The organism is Bradyrhizobium sp. 6(2017), assembly GCF_011058295.2.
GTDB lineage: Bacteria > Pseudomonadota > Alphaproteobacteria > Rhizobiales > Xanthobacteraceae > Bradyrhizobium > Bradyrhizobium septentrionale.
This window is the reverse complement of record NZ_CP049289.2, coordinates 2168498-2183955: the sequence shown is the minus strand read 5'-3', so window position 1 is coordinate 2183955 and position 15458 is coordinate 2168498. Positions and strand designations below refer to the sequence as shown.

Genomic DNA, 15458 nt, shown 5'->3' with positions numbered 1-15458 from the left:
CAGGCCCGCACCGCATAGAGCGCGCAGTCCCGATGACTCCCGTTGAAACTCTACTGTTTTCAATAAGTTGCGTCGAACATACCGCTCCGAACCTGACGCAGTTAGCCGATGCCCGCCCCCGCCAACTTACTGATCAAAACGGCCCTATCGATCCCTCTCGGTCGACTCGTTGCCGGGTGGAAGATCCTTCTCAGCGCCAAAATCGCAGCATTTGCAGGTACTTGACCAGGGAGCTGGCATGCAGCAGCCCAGCGAAAAGGCGGTTTCTCCCGACAAAAACAGGCATTTCGGGCTGTCCGAAATCGCCCAAAACTGGCCTGCGGATCAGGTATCGCGCTGCCCGATCCGCGAGCTGGTGCCCAATGCCCGCAACGCGCGACTGCATTCCGAGGAGCAGATCGAGCAGATCGCGGCCTCGATCAGCGAGTGGGGCTGGACCATCCCGGTGCTGGTCGATGAAGCCGGGACGATCATAGCTGGCCACGGGAGAGTGCTGGCTGCCGAGCAGATGGGCATCGATCAGGTGCCGACGATGGTAGCTCGCGGCTGGTCGGACGAGCAAAAGCGCGCCTATCTGATCGCCGACAACAAGCTGACCGAGAACGGCCAGTGGGATCGCGCGCTGCTGCGCATCGAATTGAACGACCTTGCGCGGCTGGGCCTCGATAGCCTGACCGGCTTTTCCGAGACCGAGCTGCGCGAGATGGGCGTGGGCGTCGAGGCGCTGGGCGGCATGCCTGTGCTTGCCGATGGCGAGCGCTCGCCCTTCCAGCAGATGACCTTCATCCTGCACGAGACGCAGGCCGAGACCGTGAGCACGGCGATTGAGCGGGCATCGCAGGCGCTGGGGCCGCCGAGCGAGGCCTCGGAAAACAAGAGCCGGAACGGCAACGCGCTGGCGGAAATTTGCCGCGCGTACCTGGCGCAATGACCAGCGCGAAGGAGATCGAGGTCCGCCCCATCGCCAAGCGCGATGCTGATGCGCTGATCCGGCGCGTGCATTACAGCGGCAAGGTAGTCCGCAACTCGACGCTATCGCTTGGCGTCTTCCTGCACGGCATGCTGGAGGGCGCGATGCAATTCGGCCCCAGCCTGCAGAAGTCAAACATCGTACATCTGGTCCGCGACACCGGCTGGAACGGCTTCCTCGAATTGAACCGGCTCGCCTTCACCGATGCGCTGCCGCGCAATTCGGAAAGCCGCGCGCTCGGCATCGCGCTGCGCATGATCAGGAAGAACTACCCGCATATCGAATGGATCATCTCCTTCGCCGACGCCTGCCAATGCGGCGACGGCACGATCTATCGGGCGGCGGGCTTTCTGCTCACGATGATCAAGACCAACAAGGACCTGCACATCGCCGAGGACGGCAGCATCGTCCACAAGATGTCGCAGATCACCGGGCGCAATCGGCTGCAGCATCTGGCGGCGACGGGCGGCCGATGGCGCGGCACTGGCCCGACGCTCGAAGGCTACACGCTGCGCTACATCTATTTCACCAATCCAGCAGCGCGCTCGCGCCTGATCGGCGAGCCGCTGCCGTACAGCGCCATCGAGGCGCGCGGCGCAACCATGTATCGCGGCGTGCGTGGGAAGCAGGCGATGGCTGGCACCAACCAGCACAGCGACGGCGCAGCACCGATCCCCACGCTCCAGCGGAAAGACGAGAGGAAGAAAGATGAAACCCGGAAAGCGGCCACTGCCGACGCACCTGAAGCTACTGCGCGGGAATCCAGGCCAGCGAAGATTGCCTGACGAGCCGCAGCCCGAGCAGCTGCCGGATGTCCCCGAGCCGCCGCCCTTCATCACCGGCTATGCCGCCGATGAATGGTGGCGCACCGCCCCCGAGCTGCATCGGCTCGGCCTGCTTACGGTGGTCGATATCCCGGCGCTCGCGACCTATTGCCATGCCTTCGGGCAATGGCGGCTGGCGTCTGAAGCGCTGGCGCGGATGCAGTCAGGCGATCCGGTCATGCATGGCCTGATCATCAAATCGAAAATCGGCGACGCCGTACAGAACCCGCTGGTCTCCATCGTCCGCAAGCATGCAGGCGATGTGGTCCGCTTCGCCGCCGAGTTCGGCCTCACGCCAGCTGCGCGCAGCCGCATCAGCGCGGGCATTCATGGCGACAATTCGCAGAGCAAGTTTGCCGGACTCCTCGCCGGTTAAGCGCACGCCTGACGGCAGGCGGCGCGCACTGGCCGTTATCAAATTCATCGAGCGCCTGACCGTGCCCTCGGGGCACGGCATGGGGAAGCCCTTCGAGCTGCAGCCTTTCCAGAAGCTATTCATCCGCGCGACCTATGAGCCGCATCTCGGCCTGCGCCGCGCGGTGCGCCGCGCCATCCTCTCGATGGCGCGCAAGAACGGCAAGACCGCGCTGATCGCGGCAATCGTGCTCGCGCATCTGGTCGGCCCCGAGGCCGTGGTGCATGGCGAAATCTATTCCGCCGCCAATGATCGCGATCAGGCCGCCATCGTCTACAAATTCGCTCGCCAGATGGTCGAGCTGGAGCCCGAGCTGGCGAAGGAGATCGAGCTGGTGCCATCGACCAAGACCATGGTCGCGCGCCGCACTGCCTCGGTCTACCGCGCGATCAGCGCCGAGGCAGGCACCAAGCACGGCTATCTGCCGAGCCTCGTGATCTATGATGAGCTGGCCCAGGCGAAGAACCGCGACCTCTATGACGTGCTCGATACCTCCTTCGGCGCGCGGGATGAACCGCTCTTCATCGTGATCTCAACGCAGAGCAACGATCCTGAGCACATCATGTCGAAGCTGATCGATGACGGGCTTTCCGGCGTCGATCCCGCCATCGTCTGCCATCTCTACGCCGCCGCCGAGGACTGCGAGCTGGCCGATGAGAAGCAATGGCACAAGGCGAATCCTGCGCTCGGCAAATTCCGCGACTATGAGGACCTCGCGACCGCGATCCGCAAGGCGATCCGGATGCCCGCCGAGGAGCCGAAGGTCCGCAATCTATTCCTGAATCAGCGCGTTTCGTCCATCGCCTCGCTGATCTCGCGAGCGGAATGGATGGCCTGCGCTGGCGACGCCCCGCTGGCGCAGGGCGAGGAAGTCTATCTCGCGCTCGATCTTTCGAGCACCGTCGATCTCACCGCGCTGATGATCGGCTCCGTCGATGATCCCTGCCGCATCGAGCCGCATTTCTGGAAGCCGCGCGATCATCTCACCGAGCATTCGAGCCGCGACTTCGGCTCGGGATCGCATCGCTACCGCGAGTGGGCCGAAGCTGGCCATCTCAAGATCAGCCCCGGCAAATCGATCAACCCGGAGGTGATCGCGCTCTTCATCGCCGAGATGACGCAGCGCTACAAGGTCAAGGGCATGGCCTATGACCGCTGGCGCATCAACGACATCCTGCGCGAGTTCGACCGCATCGGCCTGCAGGCTTACGAGGACGGCGAGAAGGGCGGCGACGGCCTGCGGCTGGTGCCATGGGGCCAAGGCTTCAAGGACATGGGGCCTGCCATCGATGCGCTGGAGCTGGCGATCATCGAGCGCAAGCTGATCCATCCCGGCAATCCGGTGCTGAACTGGAACATGGCGAACGCTGTGGCGACCACGGACCCGGCTGGCAATCGCAAGCTGGACAAGGACAAGGCGCGCTTTCGCATCGACGGCGCGGTCTCCATCGCCATGCTGCTCGGTCTGCGCGCTCGGGATCGCGGCAATGAGAAGCCCATCGATATCGCGGCGCTGATCGGATGAGCCGCGAGGACTGGAAGCATTTCTACGACACCGCCTTCTGGCAGCGCCGCCGCAGGCAGCAGCTGCTCGCGCATCCGCTCTGCAAGTTCTGCGCAGCGGACGGCATCGTCACCCCGGCCACCCATGTCGATCACGTCGAGCCGCATCGCGGTGACTGGACTCTGTTCTGCCTGGGCGCGCTGCAAAGCCTTTGCTCGCCCTGCCATAGCTCGACCAAGCAGCGGATCGAGGCGCGCGGCTTCGATGTCGCGGTCGATGCCGATGGCTGGCCGACCGATCCGAACCATCCCGCCAACCGGCACCGCTGAAGGAGACGCATCATGCCGCTTCAGGTTATCGACGGACCCACTATCGCAGCTGGCGAATCCCTTTCCGATGGCATTGATTGCTCGGCTGGCGTGATCGTCCGCATCACCGTTCCGCAGGAATACACGGCAGCGAATCTGACGCTGCAAGTTTCCAGCGACGGCAACTTCTACAATGATCTGTACGGCAGCAACGGCGAGGAAGTGACCATCGTCGCAAAGCCGAACAGCGGGATCGTCATCGCCGAGCATTGGGCTCGCGCCATTGCCTTCCTGAAACTCCGCTCAGGCACGCGCGATCATCCGGTCGATCAGAAGGTCGATTGCAAGTTCGCCATCGCTGTCGAAACAGCGGCCTAGTACCCACTTTTCTTGGAACGTGAGTCGTGATTCAAGATATGGATGATCCCCGAAGCAAGAGAAGTCCACCTTTCGCGGAGAGACCGCAAGGTTCTTGAGGCGTGCTGTCGCTCGCCGGTGACGCTGCAGCGCGATTTGAAGCGGGCGCGGATAGTTCTGTTGGCGGCGGACGGGCGCAGCACCCGCTCGATCGCCAAAGAAGTCGGAGTCCAGCCGCGGATTGTCAGCCTTTGGCGACACCGCTATGCCGATCATGGCCTTGAAGGACTGCACGACAAGCCGCGGCCCGGCAAGCAGCCGATCTATACGAAGGCCACCGACAAGCGGATTCTGAAGCTGCTGCATAAGCCGCCACCGCAGGGGTTTGCGCGCTGGACTGGCCCGCTGCTGGCCGAGGCGCTGGGCGATGTTGATGTCCAATATGTCTGGCGGTTCCTGCGTAGCCACAAGATTGACCTTGCGGCTCGCAAGTCCTGGTGCAAGAGCAACGACCCGAACTTTACGGCCAAAGCCGCCGATGTTGTTGGCCTCTACGTCGCCCCGCCCGCGAAGGCCATTGTGCTATGCGTGGACGAGAAGCCCTCGATCCAAGCTTTAGAGCGAGCGCAGGGTTATCTGAAGTTGCCCAATGGCCGCGCCTTGACCGGCCAGAGCCACGATTACAAGCGGCATGGCACTACGACATTGTTTGCGGCGCTCGAAGTCGCCACCGGAAAGATCATCGCGGCTCATTCAAAACGCCGTCGCCGCGTCGAGTTCCTCGACTTCATGAACGGCGTTATCGCGGCCTTTCCGGGCCGAAAGCTTCACGTCATCCTCGACAACCTCAACACCCACAAGAAAAACGAGCACTGGCTCAAGGCCCACCCCAACGTGCAATTTCATTTCACGCCGACAAGCGCGTCCTGGCTCAATCAGGTTGAGGTCTGGTTCTCGATCTTGCAGGGGCAGTCACTTAGCGGCACCTCCTTCACAAGCCTCAAGCAGCTTCAGGAACACATCAATGCCTACAACGACAAAGCCGAGCCCTTCGTCTGGACCAAGAAAAAGGTTCGTCAACGCCCCTTCAAAGGCCGCCGTATCACTCAGCTCTGATTCCGGGTACTAGACGCAGATCTCACGCGGGCCCACACTAATAATCCGGCGGCACCACCGGCGGACGATCCTGATGGTCTAGGAGCCCAACCTGTTCCAGCACCGAGTGAATAAAATGCGGGGCGCCCGCCTCGTGGGGAGACAGCCCATAGAATTCCTGCGCCGCCATCGAGACCAACTGCTCCTGCTGTTCCCGCGGAATCTGCTCTAGGGCTTCCCTCGCTTTTGCGGCGAACTCGGCCGACACTACCTGAGTTTCCAAAAAGCGATCCTGTTGGGTCGGATTTCGGCGCAACTCCTCCAGCCACCCTGCTGTGTATTCGTCTTCGTCCGGGTGGACGAGAGGTATCAGTCGCTCGACGCGATCTTTCAACCACAGGGCGCCGTCCTTGTCGATACTCAGGTCCTCTCCCTCCACCTGGACGTTCGCCCACGCGCTGTCTTTCAGCCGCACCGCCGGGCCGTTCGACCAGCCGTCCTGCACGATGGTCGTCTCTCCATCGCGTCCGTTGCCGCGGCGTAGCTCGTTCCATGCGTGTCCAGTTCGCGTGGCCGAGATGGTGTGATCGGCGTTCAATTCCATAATTTCCACCTCGCCGCCTGCATTCACGACCGATTCACCATCGCGCAAATGCGGCGCGTGCGAGACTGCAGCGAGGCGCGCGAATTGATCGCAAAAGCCTGCGCCCAGCGCGCCCGCCAATGCCATCTGGTTGTCGCGATCGAGGCCGCGGTAGGCCAGACGTGCGCCTACGACGTTGTGCCCGTGGGACGGCTCGCCATCCGCATGAACGTTGCCGCGTCCGTGCCTGAGGAGCAGGCGAACGTCGTGCACTGTCTGACCGGCCGCGGTGATCCGAGCGGGGCTTCTGACCGGATCGCCAGTCATCATGGCCGCAATGAGGTAGGCGAGTTGCTGCATCTCATGTCGCTGTAGTGCCACACCGCGTCGTTGTTGCAACGTGTTCGGCGACGTTCCCAGAGCGACTCGGGGAGCCATCGCGGCCGGTTCCGATGCCGTCGCAGCCGGTCCCGATGCCGTCGAAATTAGCGCGGACCATTGGCGATCGCTGGCGCCGCTGTCGCTGCGGGCCGTTGAGTGCGAGGCGCCGTCGGCGCTCGAACTATCATAAGGCGAGCCTACTCCTGAAGGCTTTGAACAACAAATTCCCACAAGCAATCTCCTTTATGCTGATGAAATTTCACTGCACCAATGCCCCTACAGAGGAGCTCAGGCGGCACCGTTAAGCTAACGGATTGGAGCGGCCGGGATATCCCCTTCGCGCCCGGCACGCGGAAAACGGAACATGATAGCCTTCATGCACATTCCCTTTAGTCTATCTAGACTCTCATTCCGCCGGTCCTCCGCGGAAATTGAGCGCCCGCGCCACGTACCAAGAAAGATCATCGTCGGACGACTCTGACTCGACACATCCTTCGTCTTCGTCGCTACTTCGTTCAACGGGATCCTCGCTCTCGGCTTGAAGATACAGCCGGGGCTTGTCTGCCCGCTGCCATTCACCCTCGTTGTTCATCGTTATCGCCCAACTGATAGCTGAAGTACTTCGAACCCGCCTCGTCATCTACGGTCGCACCGACTCTAGCGACAATTGCGGTGCGCTCAGCTTTTGAGGACACGAAATCCAAGTACTCTTGAGGATTATTGGCTATGTGCCTGACGTCGACACCATAGAAGTCCCTCAACTCTTGCCTGAACTCATCACTGTCCATCTCGTAGATAGAAGGTTCAGCGGTAAGGGAACACGGCCGTGTCGCTGACGACGAACTAGTGCCGGTCAAGCGATTCCGTAAACCTCTGATTATCTGCTGCCTGCTCCGATTCATCGGCATGGCCTGCGCTTGTGGGTTGCTGGATGAACCAGTGATTCTGCTAACCACGCGATTCGCTCCTATCGACTGATCTGCGCTGTAGTCAATATCGGTCTACTTAAGACTTGCTAGCAGGGTAAGCGAGCAATCTGACAACAAGCTGACGAGCCTTCCTTCGACGGCGCGGCAGTCTGACGCTGTGGCTGACGGAAGAAGCCTTGGCCGGCAGGCAGTCGCTTCGACGCACGACGCGTGGCGGCCGACCCGCTATTCCGATCTTGCCATCGAGACGGTCCTGACGCTAGTACCCACTTTTCTTGGAACGTGAGTCGTGATTCAAGATATGGATGATCCCCGAAGCAAGAGAAGTCCACCTTTCGCGGAGAGACCGCAAGGTTCTTGAGGCGTGCTGTCGCTCGCCGGTGACGCTGCAGCGCGATTTGAAGCGGGCGCGGATAGTTCTGTTGGCGGCGGACGGGCGCAGCACCCGCTCGATCGCCAAAGAAGTCGGAGTCCAGCCGCGGATTGTCAGCCTTTGGCGACACCGCTATGCCGATCATGGCCTTGAAGGACTGCACGACAAGCCGCGGCCCGGCAAGCAGCCGATCTATACGAAGGCCACCGACAAGCGGATTCTGAAGCTGCTGCATAAGCCGCCACCGCAGGGGTTTGCGCGCTGGACTGGCCCGCTGCTGGCCGAGGCGCTGGGCGATGTTGATGTCCAATATGTCTGGCGGTTCCTGCGTAGCCACAAGATTGACCTTGCGGCTCGCAAGTCCTGGTGCAAGAGCAACGACCCGAACTTTACGGCCAAAGCCGCCGATGTTGTTGGCCTCTACGTCGCCCAGCCCGCGAAGGCCATTGTGCTATGCGTGGACGAGAAGCCCTCGATCCAAGCTTTAGAGCGAGCGCAGGGTTATCTGAAGTTGCCCAATGGCCGCGCCTTGACCGGCCTCGCGGGAGCTGGCGGGGTTGCCTCGATCTGGCTGAGAGGCACCACCTGTTGCTGCACGCGCGGCTCGTCGCCATCCTTTGCTCGATCCAGACCTTCGAAGGCTCTGGCCTCATTGGGCGCATAGATGCCGCCCTGAACGCCGCGCGCCAGCGCTTCGATCCGATCCTTCAGCGCCGAACGCAGCAGCGCCGCAGTATCGAACTCGACATATTCGTCAGGCTGGCCCTTCAAGCCGAACAGCAGCCCGATGGATTCCTCGATGTGGTTGAGCGCGAAGCCGAGACCGGACGAAATCCAGCTCTGCATCAGCAGCTCGGTCGATGACAGATTGTTGCCGCCGATGCCGAGCACCTGCGGCGGGATGCGGAAGGCGAGCGCGATATGCTCGTTTGACAGCTTCAGCATCTCGGCAGTCGCGGCATCCTTGCCGCCCTGCGACCACGGCAGCACCTTCAGCCCTGCGGTAAGAATCGGCGTGCCGCCCTGATGCTGGCCCTTGGCCTGATCGTTCCAGCGATCCCGCAGCGCCTGGACCTGATCCTTGTCGAGCACCAGATCGGTCGAGAGCACCGCCGAGGGCCGCGCCTCATTCATGTAGAAGCACAGCTGCTGCTGCGCGATGGCCGCGCCCATGCCGACATCGCTGTAGGCCGCGACAACCGGCGACTCGCCGACCAGCGGAGTCGGGAAGCGCTGCCGCATGCTGTGCAGCCGGATGTGCAGCACATCGCGCTGCGGCACGATCAGGGTCTCGTCGCCGAGCCGCTTGGCGATGATGTCGTTGCCGCCGAGCTGATAGAAAATATCGCCGGTCTGCGCCAGCCGGGGATAGGAGAGCTTCGGCTGCATCAGATGCAGCTCATCGATCTCAAAGCGGTCATTGCGCAGCGCCAGCGCATAGCAGTTGCCGTCGAGATAGAGCGAGCGCGTGCCGTTCAGCAGGAAGTCGCTGATCGATTGATAATCATTCGGATGCCGAAGCAGGCGGGAGAGGGCCGAGGTTGTGACCCGATCTCTCCCGCCCTTATCGTTCAGCCGCCAGTGATCGCCGGGGCACATCGCAACGGTCTGCGCATAGGCAGAGACGCAAGCCTCGACCATTGCCGACTGTGCTGTTGCCGAGAGAACACTGTAGCCGTTCTGCCACCAGTTGATGCTATCGCCGACATCGGCGGGCAACCAGCCGCCGCTGACCGGCAGATACCAGGCTCCGCATGCGTCTCGCCCTCTTATGAGACAAGCGCGTTGCTGCGGCCTGCTTTGATCCGCACGCGAGGCTTGGTGGCGAGGTCAGTCATTCATGCTTTGCAGGAGCCGGGTTGGACGAGCGAGTCGAATAGTCGCCTCGGCCCTGCGCGGGTTTGGCGGCTTCGGCCTGCCGGGTGCGATGCTCCTGACCCTTCGGCATCGGCTTGCCGTCCGGACCCTGCTCGGGAGAGCCGTCCGGTTCATGCTCGCCAGTATGAAGGCCCATCGCCGCCTGATCGTTCTCATCCTGCGTCGGTGTCGGCTTCGCGTTGGCCATGTCCTCGGCCATCTTGGTGCGCGCGGCTTCCCGCTCGGACTTCTGATCGGCCAGCTGCTTTTTGATTGCAGCCTCGCGTTCGGTGTCGGTCATTTCGATTCTCCTTCTGGGGTTTGCCCCGCTTACCAAGTGACGCCGTTGACGACCGAGACCACACCGGGCCGACGAATGGTCCAGTTGATGGGCAGGATCAGGCGAAGCGCGATGCTGTCAGTCTGGAACATCGACTTCACCGGGTTGGCAGGCGTGCCAGGCGCTGCGCCGCTCACGATGTCGAGCGGTGCGGTGTCCTCCATGTGCAGCGTGGCCTGATCGCTCAGCTCGAAGCGCGGTGCATCGCCGCCGACCGAAACGTAGTCGGCTGCATCCATCGCGATCACGGTGCCAAGCGGGACCGTGCCCGAGCCGATGATCGGCCAGCCCGAGAGCCTGCCGTTGCTGATCTCGTCGCGGAACGGGAAAGCGCCCGCGCCGGGAGCTGCGACGAGACCAGCGCTGTTGACCTGCTGCGGATTCATCAGCCAGACCGGCGTGCGCACGTTGCCCTTGGTCGCGGTGAGCAGCTGGCCGCTGATCTGCTTGATGTCACCGACCAGAGCATTGAAGCCACCACCAGCAGTCGGCGTCAGCGGCGTGATGCCGTTGAGGATACCGGCAGGGCGGATCGTCGTTGCCGGGTTGCTGTCGATCAGGACGCTATCGAGCGAGATCGCGGTATCTTCCTGAATCGCATTGCGCAGCAGGCCTTCGATTGCGGGCACGCTGTGCTCGCTGATCTCCCGCGTCCAAGTGGTGATGACCGCCATCTTCTTGGGCGTCAGCACCTGCGAAGTGAACAGACCCTGACGAACAGGGATCGGGAGACCTTCACCGACGAAGGAGCCCGCGATGGTCGGCGTCAGTGCCCGCGTCGGCACCACGATCTTGCCGTTGGTGCCAAACGACAGGTTCAGACCTGCAGCCGACAGGCGCGGATAGATCGACTTCGGCATCAAGGTTTCCATGAAGCCGATGTTCATCTGCTGCACCAGCTCAGCGGCCCAGCCGACTACGGTCGCCATTGCGGGTGCTGTCGCGGCCTTCACTGCCCAATCGTAGACAGCGCGCAGTGCTTCATCCTCGCCATAGACCTCGCGCATGATGAGATCGACCGGCTTGCGCTGCTGATGCGCCAGCAGCTGGACCACACCCAAGCGGACCAGCAGCTCCTGCGGCTCGATCTTCTTGCGCTGCACCGAGAGCGGGCGCAGCGGCTCAGCATGGGGCCGAACTGCTGTGCTGCCACGCTGCACCACGATGGTGCGGCCACCATCATCAGACTACTCGCCGAGAGTCTTCTCGGCACCGCGCAGGGCTTCGAGCGTTTTCTCTTCGCGCTCGATCTTCTCGTTCAGATCATTGGCGATCTTCAGCTGCTCGTCGCTGACATTGGTTTCGTCGGTCTTCTCCCAGTGCGCAGCAAGCTGGTCGCGCAATGCGACGACCCGCTGCTCGGAGTTAGCGATCCTTTGAGCAAACGACATTGTCGTGCCCTTTCTACCAAACGATGGGGTGTCGGCTTGCCCGCCGGTGATCCCGCGCCGCTTGATCCCGTCCTTGGTGCCTTTCCCGGCAAAGACGAGGTCGATAGTCGCGGGGGAAATTCTCAGAGACTTGGCGACCGCGAGCGCATTCGGATTCGCGGGCACGGAGACGACGCTGGTCTCGACCAGCTCGCTTTTGGTGAAGAACAGGCCGAAGTCGGCCCCCGGTCGCGGCTTGCTCTCTTTCGGTTTGAAGCCGACGCTGACAGCGCGAAGGATGTCGGCATCGATCAGCCGCCTGATCTCATCGATGCGGTCGGAAGTGCCTTCCGGGGCCAGCTCCAGAACACCGCGCAGCTCCTTGTCTACGACGCGGACATTCTTCCACTTGCCAATCGGGAAGCTGCTTTGATGGCCGAACAGCGCAATCGGATTGCGCTTGAAGTTCGTGAGGTCCCAGCCGTCCGACATGATGACATCGTCCATGCGATCCGGCGTTTCATCGGAGAGCACGAACTCGAGACCGTTGACCTTGGCGGCATGCGTCTTGTAGCGGATGCCATCGGCGGCGCGATTGTCCCAGATAATCTGGCACTCCTCGGCATCGCCGAGTTCGTCGATGCATCGATCCATGAAGTCGGAATGCGACTCGTCATCATCGGGCTCGATGTCCTGTCGCGTGATATTCTTGTTGCGCTTCAGCATCCCCGAGATCGCCGACGCTATCGCCGCCGCGATCAATGCGGATGTGACGCTGCCGGTCACTGCTGCATCGGTGACTGGCGCGGTCACGCTCACCTCGGTGTTCAAGAGCGTCAAGCCCCTTGAGCAGTTTCTCGGCCGGCTCCTTGAACTCGGCTTTGCCTTGCGCACAACCGATGATGTATCGCGCCAACGGCCCGACCTCGACCGCGTGGCCGCGCCAACGCGGCGCTTTGATCCAGGAATACTTGCCGCCTTCATCGAGCTCCTTGATATCTGTCTTGCTGCCTTTGACCTTTGCCCCAAGCTGAAAACTTGGCTCGGTGATGCCATCCCAAGGATGCAGTCCGCAGACCCCACCGGGATATTTATACCATGAATGGGCGACGAATTCCTGAATCTGCTCGGGATCACCATGGTCGATCGGCAACACCTCGCTGAGATCGCCATCAAGAATGACGCCGCGCGGCAGCTTGAGACTTTTCGCGGAACAGTCGTTGGCATTTTCGGGGATGTCGCCATAGGACATCACACCTTTGCCCGAAAGCCCGCTGCCATGCAGCCAGTCCTTGTAGAACGAGCCGATCGCTGCAATGTCCGGCAGATAGACCTGCTCGACAAACTCGATCGAACGATCGATGATCGAGGACACTAAGCTAAGCCGCTCCATATTGATCGCACCCACCGCGCCAGTTCCGTCGATATTGATCGCGCAGGGCACGCCGCCGACCAGCCAGTTCGGATGCGGGTTCTTGCCCCCATAGACCGCTTGGACCTTGACGATTTCTTTCTGGAAATCGAGCGCCTCCAGATAATGCGCCACGGCCATCAGATTCGCTTCCGGTGGAAGCTTGTAGGCCGGATGCCCCCAATAGCCATTCTTGAACGGACCGGGTTGCCCGGATCCGAAGAACTTAGTGAGCCTGATCTGCAAATCCTTAAAGTAGCCAGGGGACGACAGCGGCCAGGGCGAGATAGACTGCGCCAGCGCCGACGTCGACTTGGGATTGGCCTTGAGCGCGGACATCACGTCAACCCAATCGAGCGCGTGCAAGTGGTAGAAATGCACCAGGTGATCATGCACAAGCAGACACAGTTGCATGATATTGCGTATCGAGTTGGCATTCTCCGGAATGGCGATCCCTAGCGCATTTTCAACGGCGCGCACGGAGGTGAGCGCATGGGTGCCGGTGCAGACACCGCAAATCCGCTCGGTGAAGGCCCAGGCGTCCCGCGGATCGCGCCCGCGCAGGATGACTTCGATGCCACGCCACATCGTCCCGCTCGAGACCGCATTGCGGATCACATTATCAGAATCGACATTGGCCTCGACGCGCAGGTGGCCTTCGATGCGGGTCAGCGGATCGATGACAATTCGCTTGCCAGAAGGATCGAGATTGAACCCATTTGGTGTCTGGACAGCCACCGTCACCTTCCCCTCAACTCGGCTTACTTTTGTCAGCTGCGCGATCCGGCTTGTGGGTCAACCGTTTCACAGCCGTGACCGCCGCATGCGCAGCGACGGTCAACCCAACAACGCCGGCAGCGGCCATGCCAATCTGATCGGCGTTCTTCTCAATGCCGAACTGCTTGATGGTCGTGAGTCGGTCGTAAAATGAACCCTTGTCCCAAAAGCCGTCTTCGGAGCAGCCCAAGCAGCCGTGGCCAGATTGAATCGGGAATGACACGCCGCCGTTCCACCGAACGGCCGAACAGGCATTGTAAGTGGTCGGCCCCTTGCAGCCCATGTTGTATAAGCAATAGCCCTTGCGTGCGCCCTCATCGTCCCACTCCTCGACAAATTGGCCAGCGTCGAAATGGGAACGCCGATAGCACTTGTCGTGAATGCGCTCGGAATAAAACATCTTGGGGCGTCCCTGGCGATCGAGCTGCGGCAGCTTTCCGAACGCGGTCATGAAGGTCACCAGGCCGGTCATGACCTCTGCGATGGGCGGGCACCCGGGCACCTTGATGATCGGCCTGTTGCTGATCACCTTATCGATCGGCACCGCCCCAGTCGGATTGGGCTCGGCCGCTTGCACGCAGCCCGAGGACGCACACGTGCCCCAAGCGACGATCGCCATGGACTCTTCCGTCATCGACCTGAGCTTTTCAACGAACGGCTTGCCGCCGTCTATGCAGAACATGCCCCCTTCGTTCAGCGGCGGATTGCCTTCCACGGCAAGCACATACTTGCCCTTGTACTTGGCACGGGTTTCCTCCAGGATGGCTTCGGCCTGGTGTCCTGCCGCCGCCATGATCGTGTCGTCATAGTCGAGCGAAATCATCGATAGCAGCGTGTCTTTAATCAACGGATGAGCCGATCGGATACAGCTTTCCGAGCAGCAGGTGCACTCGAGCCCGTGCATCCAGATGACCGGCACACGCGGCTTGGTCTCTAAGGCGGAAGCAATACCGCTTGCGGCGAGCGAACCGAGTCCGAAGCTCGCGGCTGTCAAACTGCAGAATTTGTGGAAACTACGACGCGTGATACCCTGACGTCTGATCACGCTGTAGAAAGTTTCCGATGCCCCGCCCATGGCCCCTTCCAAGTGACTTGTCGGCCGTAACAATTACTGACCTCGACAGCAAGAAACAGGCCACCGCATGGGAGCACACTCGGCAGATACGCGCCGCCGCTTCGCGATTATCGGTAGGGATGAGCGAACCGAGCTCGCGAGGCACAAGCTACGCGTTGTCCGCCATTCGTGCTAATGATCCGTCGGGGCGGATCGATCCGATGCATTTTTCATTCAGTGGGCGCTTGCTGCGCGAGCACTTTCACAGGATCTATAATCGGAGTCTGGACCTTCAAAGCTCTCATCCAGCGGCGCCAGTCCAGGTCAACTTACCTGAATTGCCTGGAAGCGCCGAGGAGCCCTTTCATTCGCGCACAGCCGCTCCGAGTCCCAATCCCGCAAAGTCGTTGGAGATTATGTGATGCGCCGTCTTGAGATCTCGAAAGCGTTGCCCATCGAGGTCCTGCCGTTTAGCAGCATTTGTCCAAACCGCACATCGTCATGGACTGTCGCAAATACGCAAACTCCCCCGCAGTCAAACTTCGTCGGACTTTCGAGGAGCTCGAGTTCTGTGGCTTTCCTGTCAGAGGGGCGTCTAGAAATTGACGCGCGGGGCGCTCGCGTTGCGATCCCGACAAATGGAACGTGGCATCTTGCGTTTCGATCAGCCTCCACGGGCTGTTCGCAGGATACTGTCACAATCGCTGTTCGCTGACTTTTCGACGACAATCCCGAGCACATCGGTCGAGAAGATGGGGCAGCGGCAGCTTAGTATGGCTTCGATGAAAGCCTGTTCATCGCTCTTGACCGGCGGAGCTACGAAATCCGGATGAAGACGCGCTGCTTGATCCGAGCTATCCGGGCGCGCCATAAGTGAGGCTGATCTATGGCGCCCTCGGCGTTCGAATTT

General features: G+C 61.3%; 14 protein-coding genes and 3 pseudogenes. 9 read left to right on the top strand and 8 right to left on the bottom strand.

From position 1 onward, the window contains the following. The first annotated feature begins 238 nt into the window (after positions 1-238). The 7 genes from G6P99_RS10405 to G6P99_RS10375 all read left to right on the top strand — a co-directional run bounded on the left by G6P99_RS10405 (position 239) and on the right by G6P99_RS10375 (position 5494). Positions 239-931 carry a ParB/Srx family N-terminal domain-containing protein gene (locus G6P99_RS10405; RefSeq protein ID WP_165128073.1) on the top strand — a complete coding sequence of 231 codons (693 nt, stop codon included), beginning with the start codon at positions 239-241 and terminating at the stop codon, positions 929-931. After that, positions 928-1755 (top strand): hypothetical protein, encoded by an 828-nt coding sequence (locus tag G6P99_RS10400; protein ID WP_063618995.1) that lies wholly within the window; start codon positions 928-930, stop codon positions 1753-1755. Before G6P99_RS10405 ends, G6P99_RS10400 begins: the two co-directional genes overlap by 4 nt. Further along, positions 1748-2170 carry a phage terminase small subunit P27 family gene (locus G6P99_RS10395; RefSeq protein ID WP_051346768.1) on the top strand — a complete coding sequence of 141 codons (423 nt, stop codon included), beginning with the start codon at positions 1748-1750 and terminating at the stop codon, positions 2168-2170. The genes G6P99_RS10400 and G6P99_RS10395 overlap by 8 nt, the downstream gene beginning before the upstream one ends. 79 nt (positions 2171-2249) lie before the next feature. After that, complete coding sequence (locus G6P99_RS10390) at positions 2250-3734, top strand: terminase large subunit (protein WP_246709488.1); 1485 nt, start codon at positions 2250-2252, stop codon at positions 3732-3734. Then, a complete protein-coding gene (locus tag G6P99_RS10385; protein WP_029084774.1) occupies positions 3731-4042 on the top strand; it encodes an HNH endonuclease in 312 nt (103 codons plus the stop codon). Before G6P99_RS10390 ends, G6P99_RS10385 begins: the two co-directional genes overlap by 4 nt. Positions 4043-4054: 12 nt before the next feature. Continuing rightward, the gene (locus G6P99_RS10380; RefSeq protein WP_165128069.1) at positions 4055-4399 is read left to right on the top strand and encodes a hypothetical protein; all 345 of its coding nucleotides are present in this window, start codon (positions 4055-4057) and stop codon (positions 4397-4399) included. A 42-nt stretch (positions 4400-4441) separates the two neighbouring features. Then, positions 4442-5494: an IS630 family transposase gene (locus tag G6P99_RS10375; RefSeq protein WP_165128067.1), complete on the top strand. Its 1053-nt coding sequence runs from the start codon at positions 4442-4444 to the stop codon at positions 5492-5494. A 37-nt stretch (positions 5495-5531) separates the two neighbouring features. Here the strand turns inward: G6P99_RS10375 and G6P99_RS10370 are convergent, their stop codons facing one another. Both G6P99_RS10370 and G6P99_RS10365 read right to left on the bottom strand, forming a co-directional pair. Continuing rightward, entirely contained in the window at positions 5532-6416 is an 885-nt protein-coding gene (locus G6P99_RS10370; protein ID WP_156929136.1) for a type III secretion protein, read from the bottom strand. Between the two features lie 427 nt (positions 6417-6843). Then, the gene (locus G6P99_RS10365; protein ID WP_245284957.1) at positions 6844-7029 is read right to left on the bottom strand and encodes a hypothetical protein; all 186 of its coding nucleotides are present in this window, start codon (positions 7027-7029) and stop codon (positions 6844-6846) included. A 486-nt stretch (positions 7030-7515) separates the two neighbouring features. On the opposite strand from G6P99_RS10365, the pseudogene G6P99_RS10360 reads away from it, so the two are divergent. Together G6P99_RS10360 and G6P99_RS10355 are read left to right on the top strand one after the other, a co-directional pair. After that, positions 7516-7628, top strand: a pseudogene (locus G6P99_RS10360) (IS5/IS1182 family transposase); the annotation flags it as partial. Positions 7629-7671: 43 nt separating this feature from the next. Further along, positions 7672-8277 (top strand): annotated as a pseudogene (locus G6P99_RS10355) (IS630 family transposase); the annotation flags it as partial. Here G6P99_RS10355 and G6P99_RS10350 read toward each other — a convergent pair. The 6 genes and pseudogenes from G6P99_RS10350 to G6P99_RS10325 form a co-directional block, all read right to left on the bottom strand. Beyond that, positions 8241-9338 (bottom strand): phage portal protein, encoded by a 1098-nt coding sequence (locus tag G6P99_RS10350; protein ID WP_234583992.1) that lies wholly within the window; start codon positions 9336-9338, stop codon positions 8241-8243. The pseudogene G6P99_RS10355 and the gene G6P99_RS10350 overlap by 37 nt on opposite strands. Before the next feature lie 235 nt (positions 9339-9573). After that, positions 9574-9897: a hypothetical protein gene (locus G6P99_RS10345; protein WP_029084510.1), complete on the bottom strand. Its 324-nt coding sequence runs from the start codon at positions 9895-9897 to the stop codon at positions 9574-9576. Positions 9898-9926: 29 nt separating this feature from the next. Further along, positions 9927-11039 carry a phage major capsid protein gene (locus tag G6P99_RS10340; protein WP_165128065.1) on the bottom strand — a complete coding sequence of 371 codons (1113 nt, stop codon included), beginning with the start codon at positions 11037-11039 and terminating at the stop codon, positions 9927-9929. An 84-nt stretch (positions 11040-11123) separates the two neighbouring features. Beyond that, complete coding sequence (locus tag G6P99_RS10335; RefSeq protein WP_165128063.1) at positions 11124-12032, bottom strand: HK97 family phage prohead protease; 909 nt, start codon at positions 12030-12032, stop codon at positions 11124-11126. Positions 12033-12141: 109 nt separating this feature from the next. Then, positions 12142-13455: pseudogene (locus tag G6P99_RS10330) on the bottom strand (nickel-dependent hydrogenase large subunit); the annotation flags it as partial. A gap of 13 nt (positions 13456-13468) precedes the next feature. Further along, positions 13469-14569, bottom strand: a complete 1101-nt coding sequence (locus G6P99_RS10325) for a hydrogenase small subunit (RefSeq protein ID WP_165128061.1) — start codon at positions 14567-14569, stop codon at positions 13469-13471. Between the last annotated feature and the right edge of the window lie 889 nt (positions 14570-15458).

Coding starts and splice junctions, on each gene's coding strand:
- G6P99_RS10405 (WP_165128073.1), top strand. CDS start 239: ATGCAGCAGCCCAGCGAAAAGGCGGTTTCTCCCGACAAAAACAGGCAT.
- G6P99_RS10400 (WP_063618995.1), top strand. CDS start 928: ATGACCAGCGCGAAGGAGATCGAGGTCCGCCCCATCGCCAAGCGCGAT.
- G6P99_RS10390 (WP_246709488.1), top strand. CDS start 2,250: ATGGGGAAGCCCTTCGAGCTGCAGCCTTTCCAGAAGCTATTCATCCGC.
- G6P99_RS10385 (WP_029084774.1), top strand. CDS start 3,731: ATGAGCCGCGAGGACTGGAAGCATTTCTACGACACCGCCTTCTGGCAG.
- G6P99_RS10380 (WP_165128069.1), top strand. CDS start 4,055: ATGCCGCTTCAGGTTATCGACGGACCCACTATCGCAGCTGGCGAATCC.
- G6P99_RS10375 (WP_165128067.1), top strand. CDS start 4,442: ATGATCCCCGAAGCAAGAGAAGTCCACCTTTCGCGGAGAGACCGCAAG.
- G6P99_RS10370 (WP_156929136.1), bottom strand. CDS start 6,416: ATGCAGCAACTCGCCTACCTCATTGCGGCCATGATGACTGGCGATCCG.
- G6P99_RS10365 (WP_245284957.1), bottom strand. CDS start 7,029: ATGAACAACGAGGGTGAATGGCAGCGGGCAGACAAGCCCCGGCTGTAT.
- G6P99_RS10350 (WP_234583992.1), bottom strand. CDS start 9,338: ATGTGCCCCGGCGATCACTGGCGGCTGAACGATAAGGGCGGGAGAGAT.
- G6P99_RS10345 (WP_029084510.1), bottom strand. CDS start 9,897: ATGACCGACACCGAACGCGAGGCTGCAATCAAAAAGCAGCTGGCCGAT.
- G6P99_RS10335 (WP_165128063.1), bottom strand. CDS start 12,032: ATGCTGAAGCGCAACAAGAATATCACGCGACAGGACATCGAGCCCGAT.
- G6P99_RS10325 (WP_165128061.1), bottom strand. CDS start 14,569: ATGGGCGGGGCATCGGAAACTTTCTACAGCGTGATCAGACGTCAGGGT.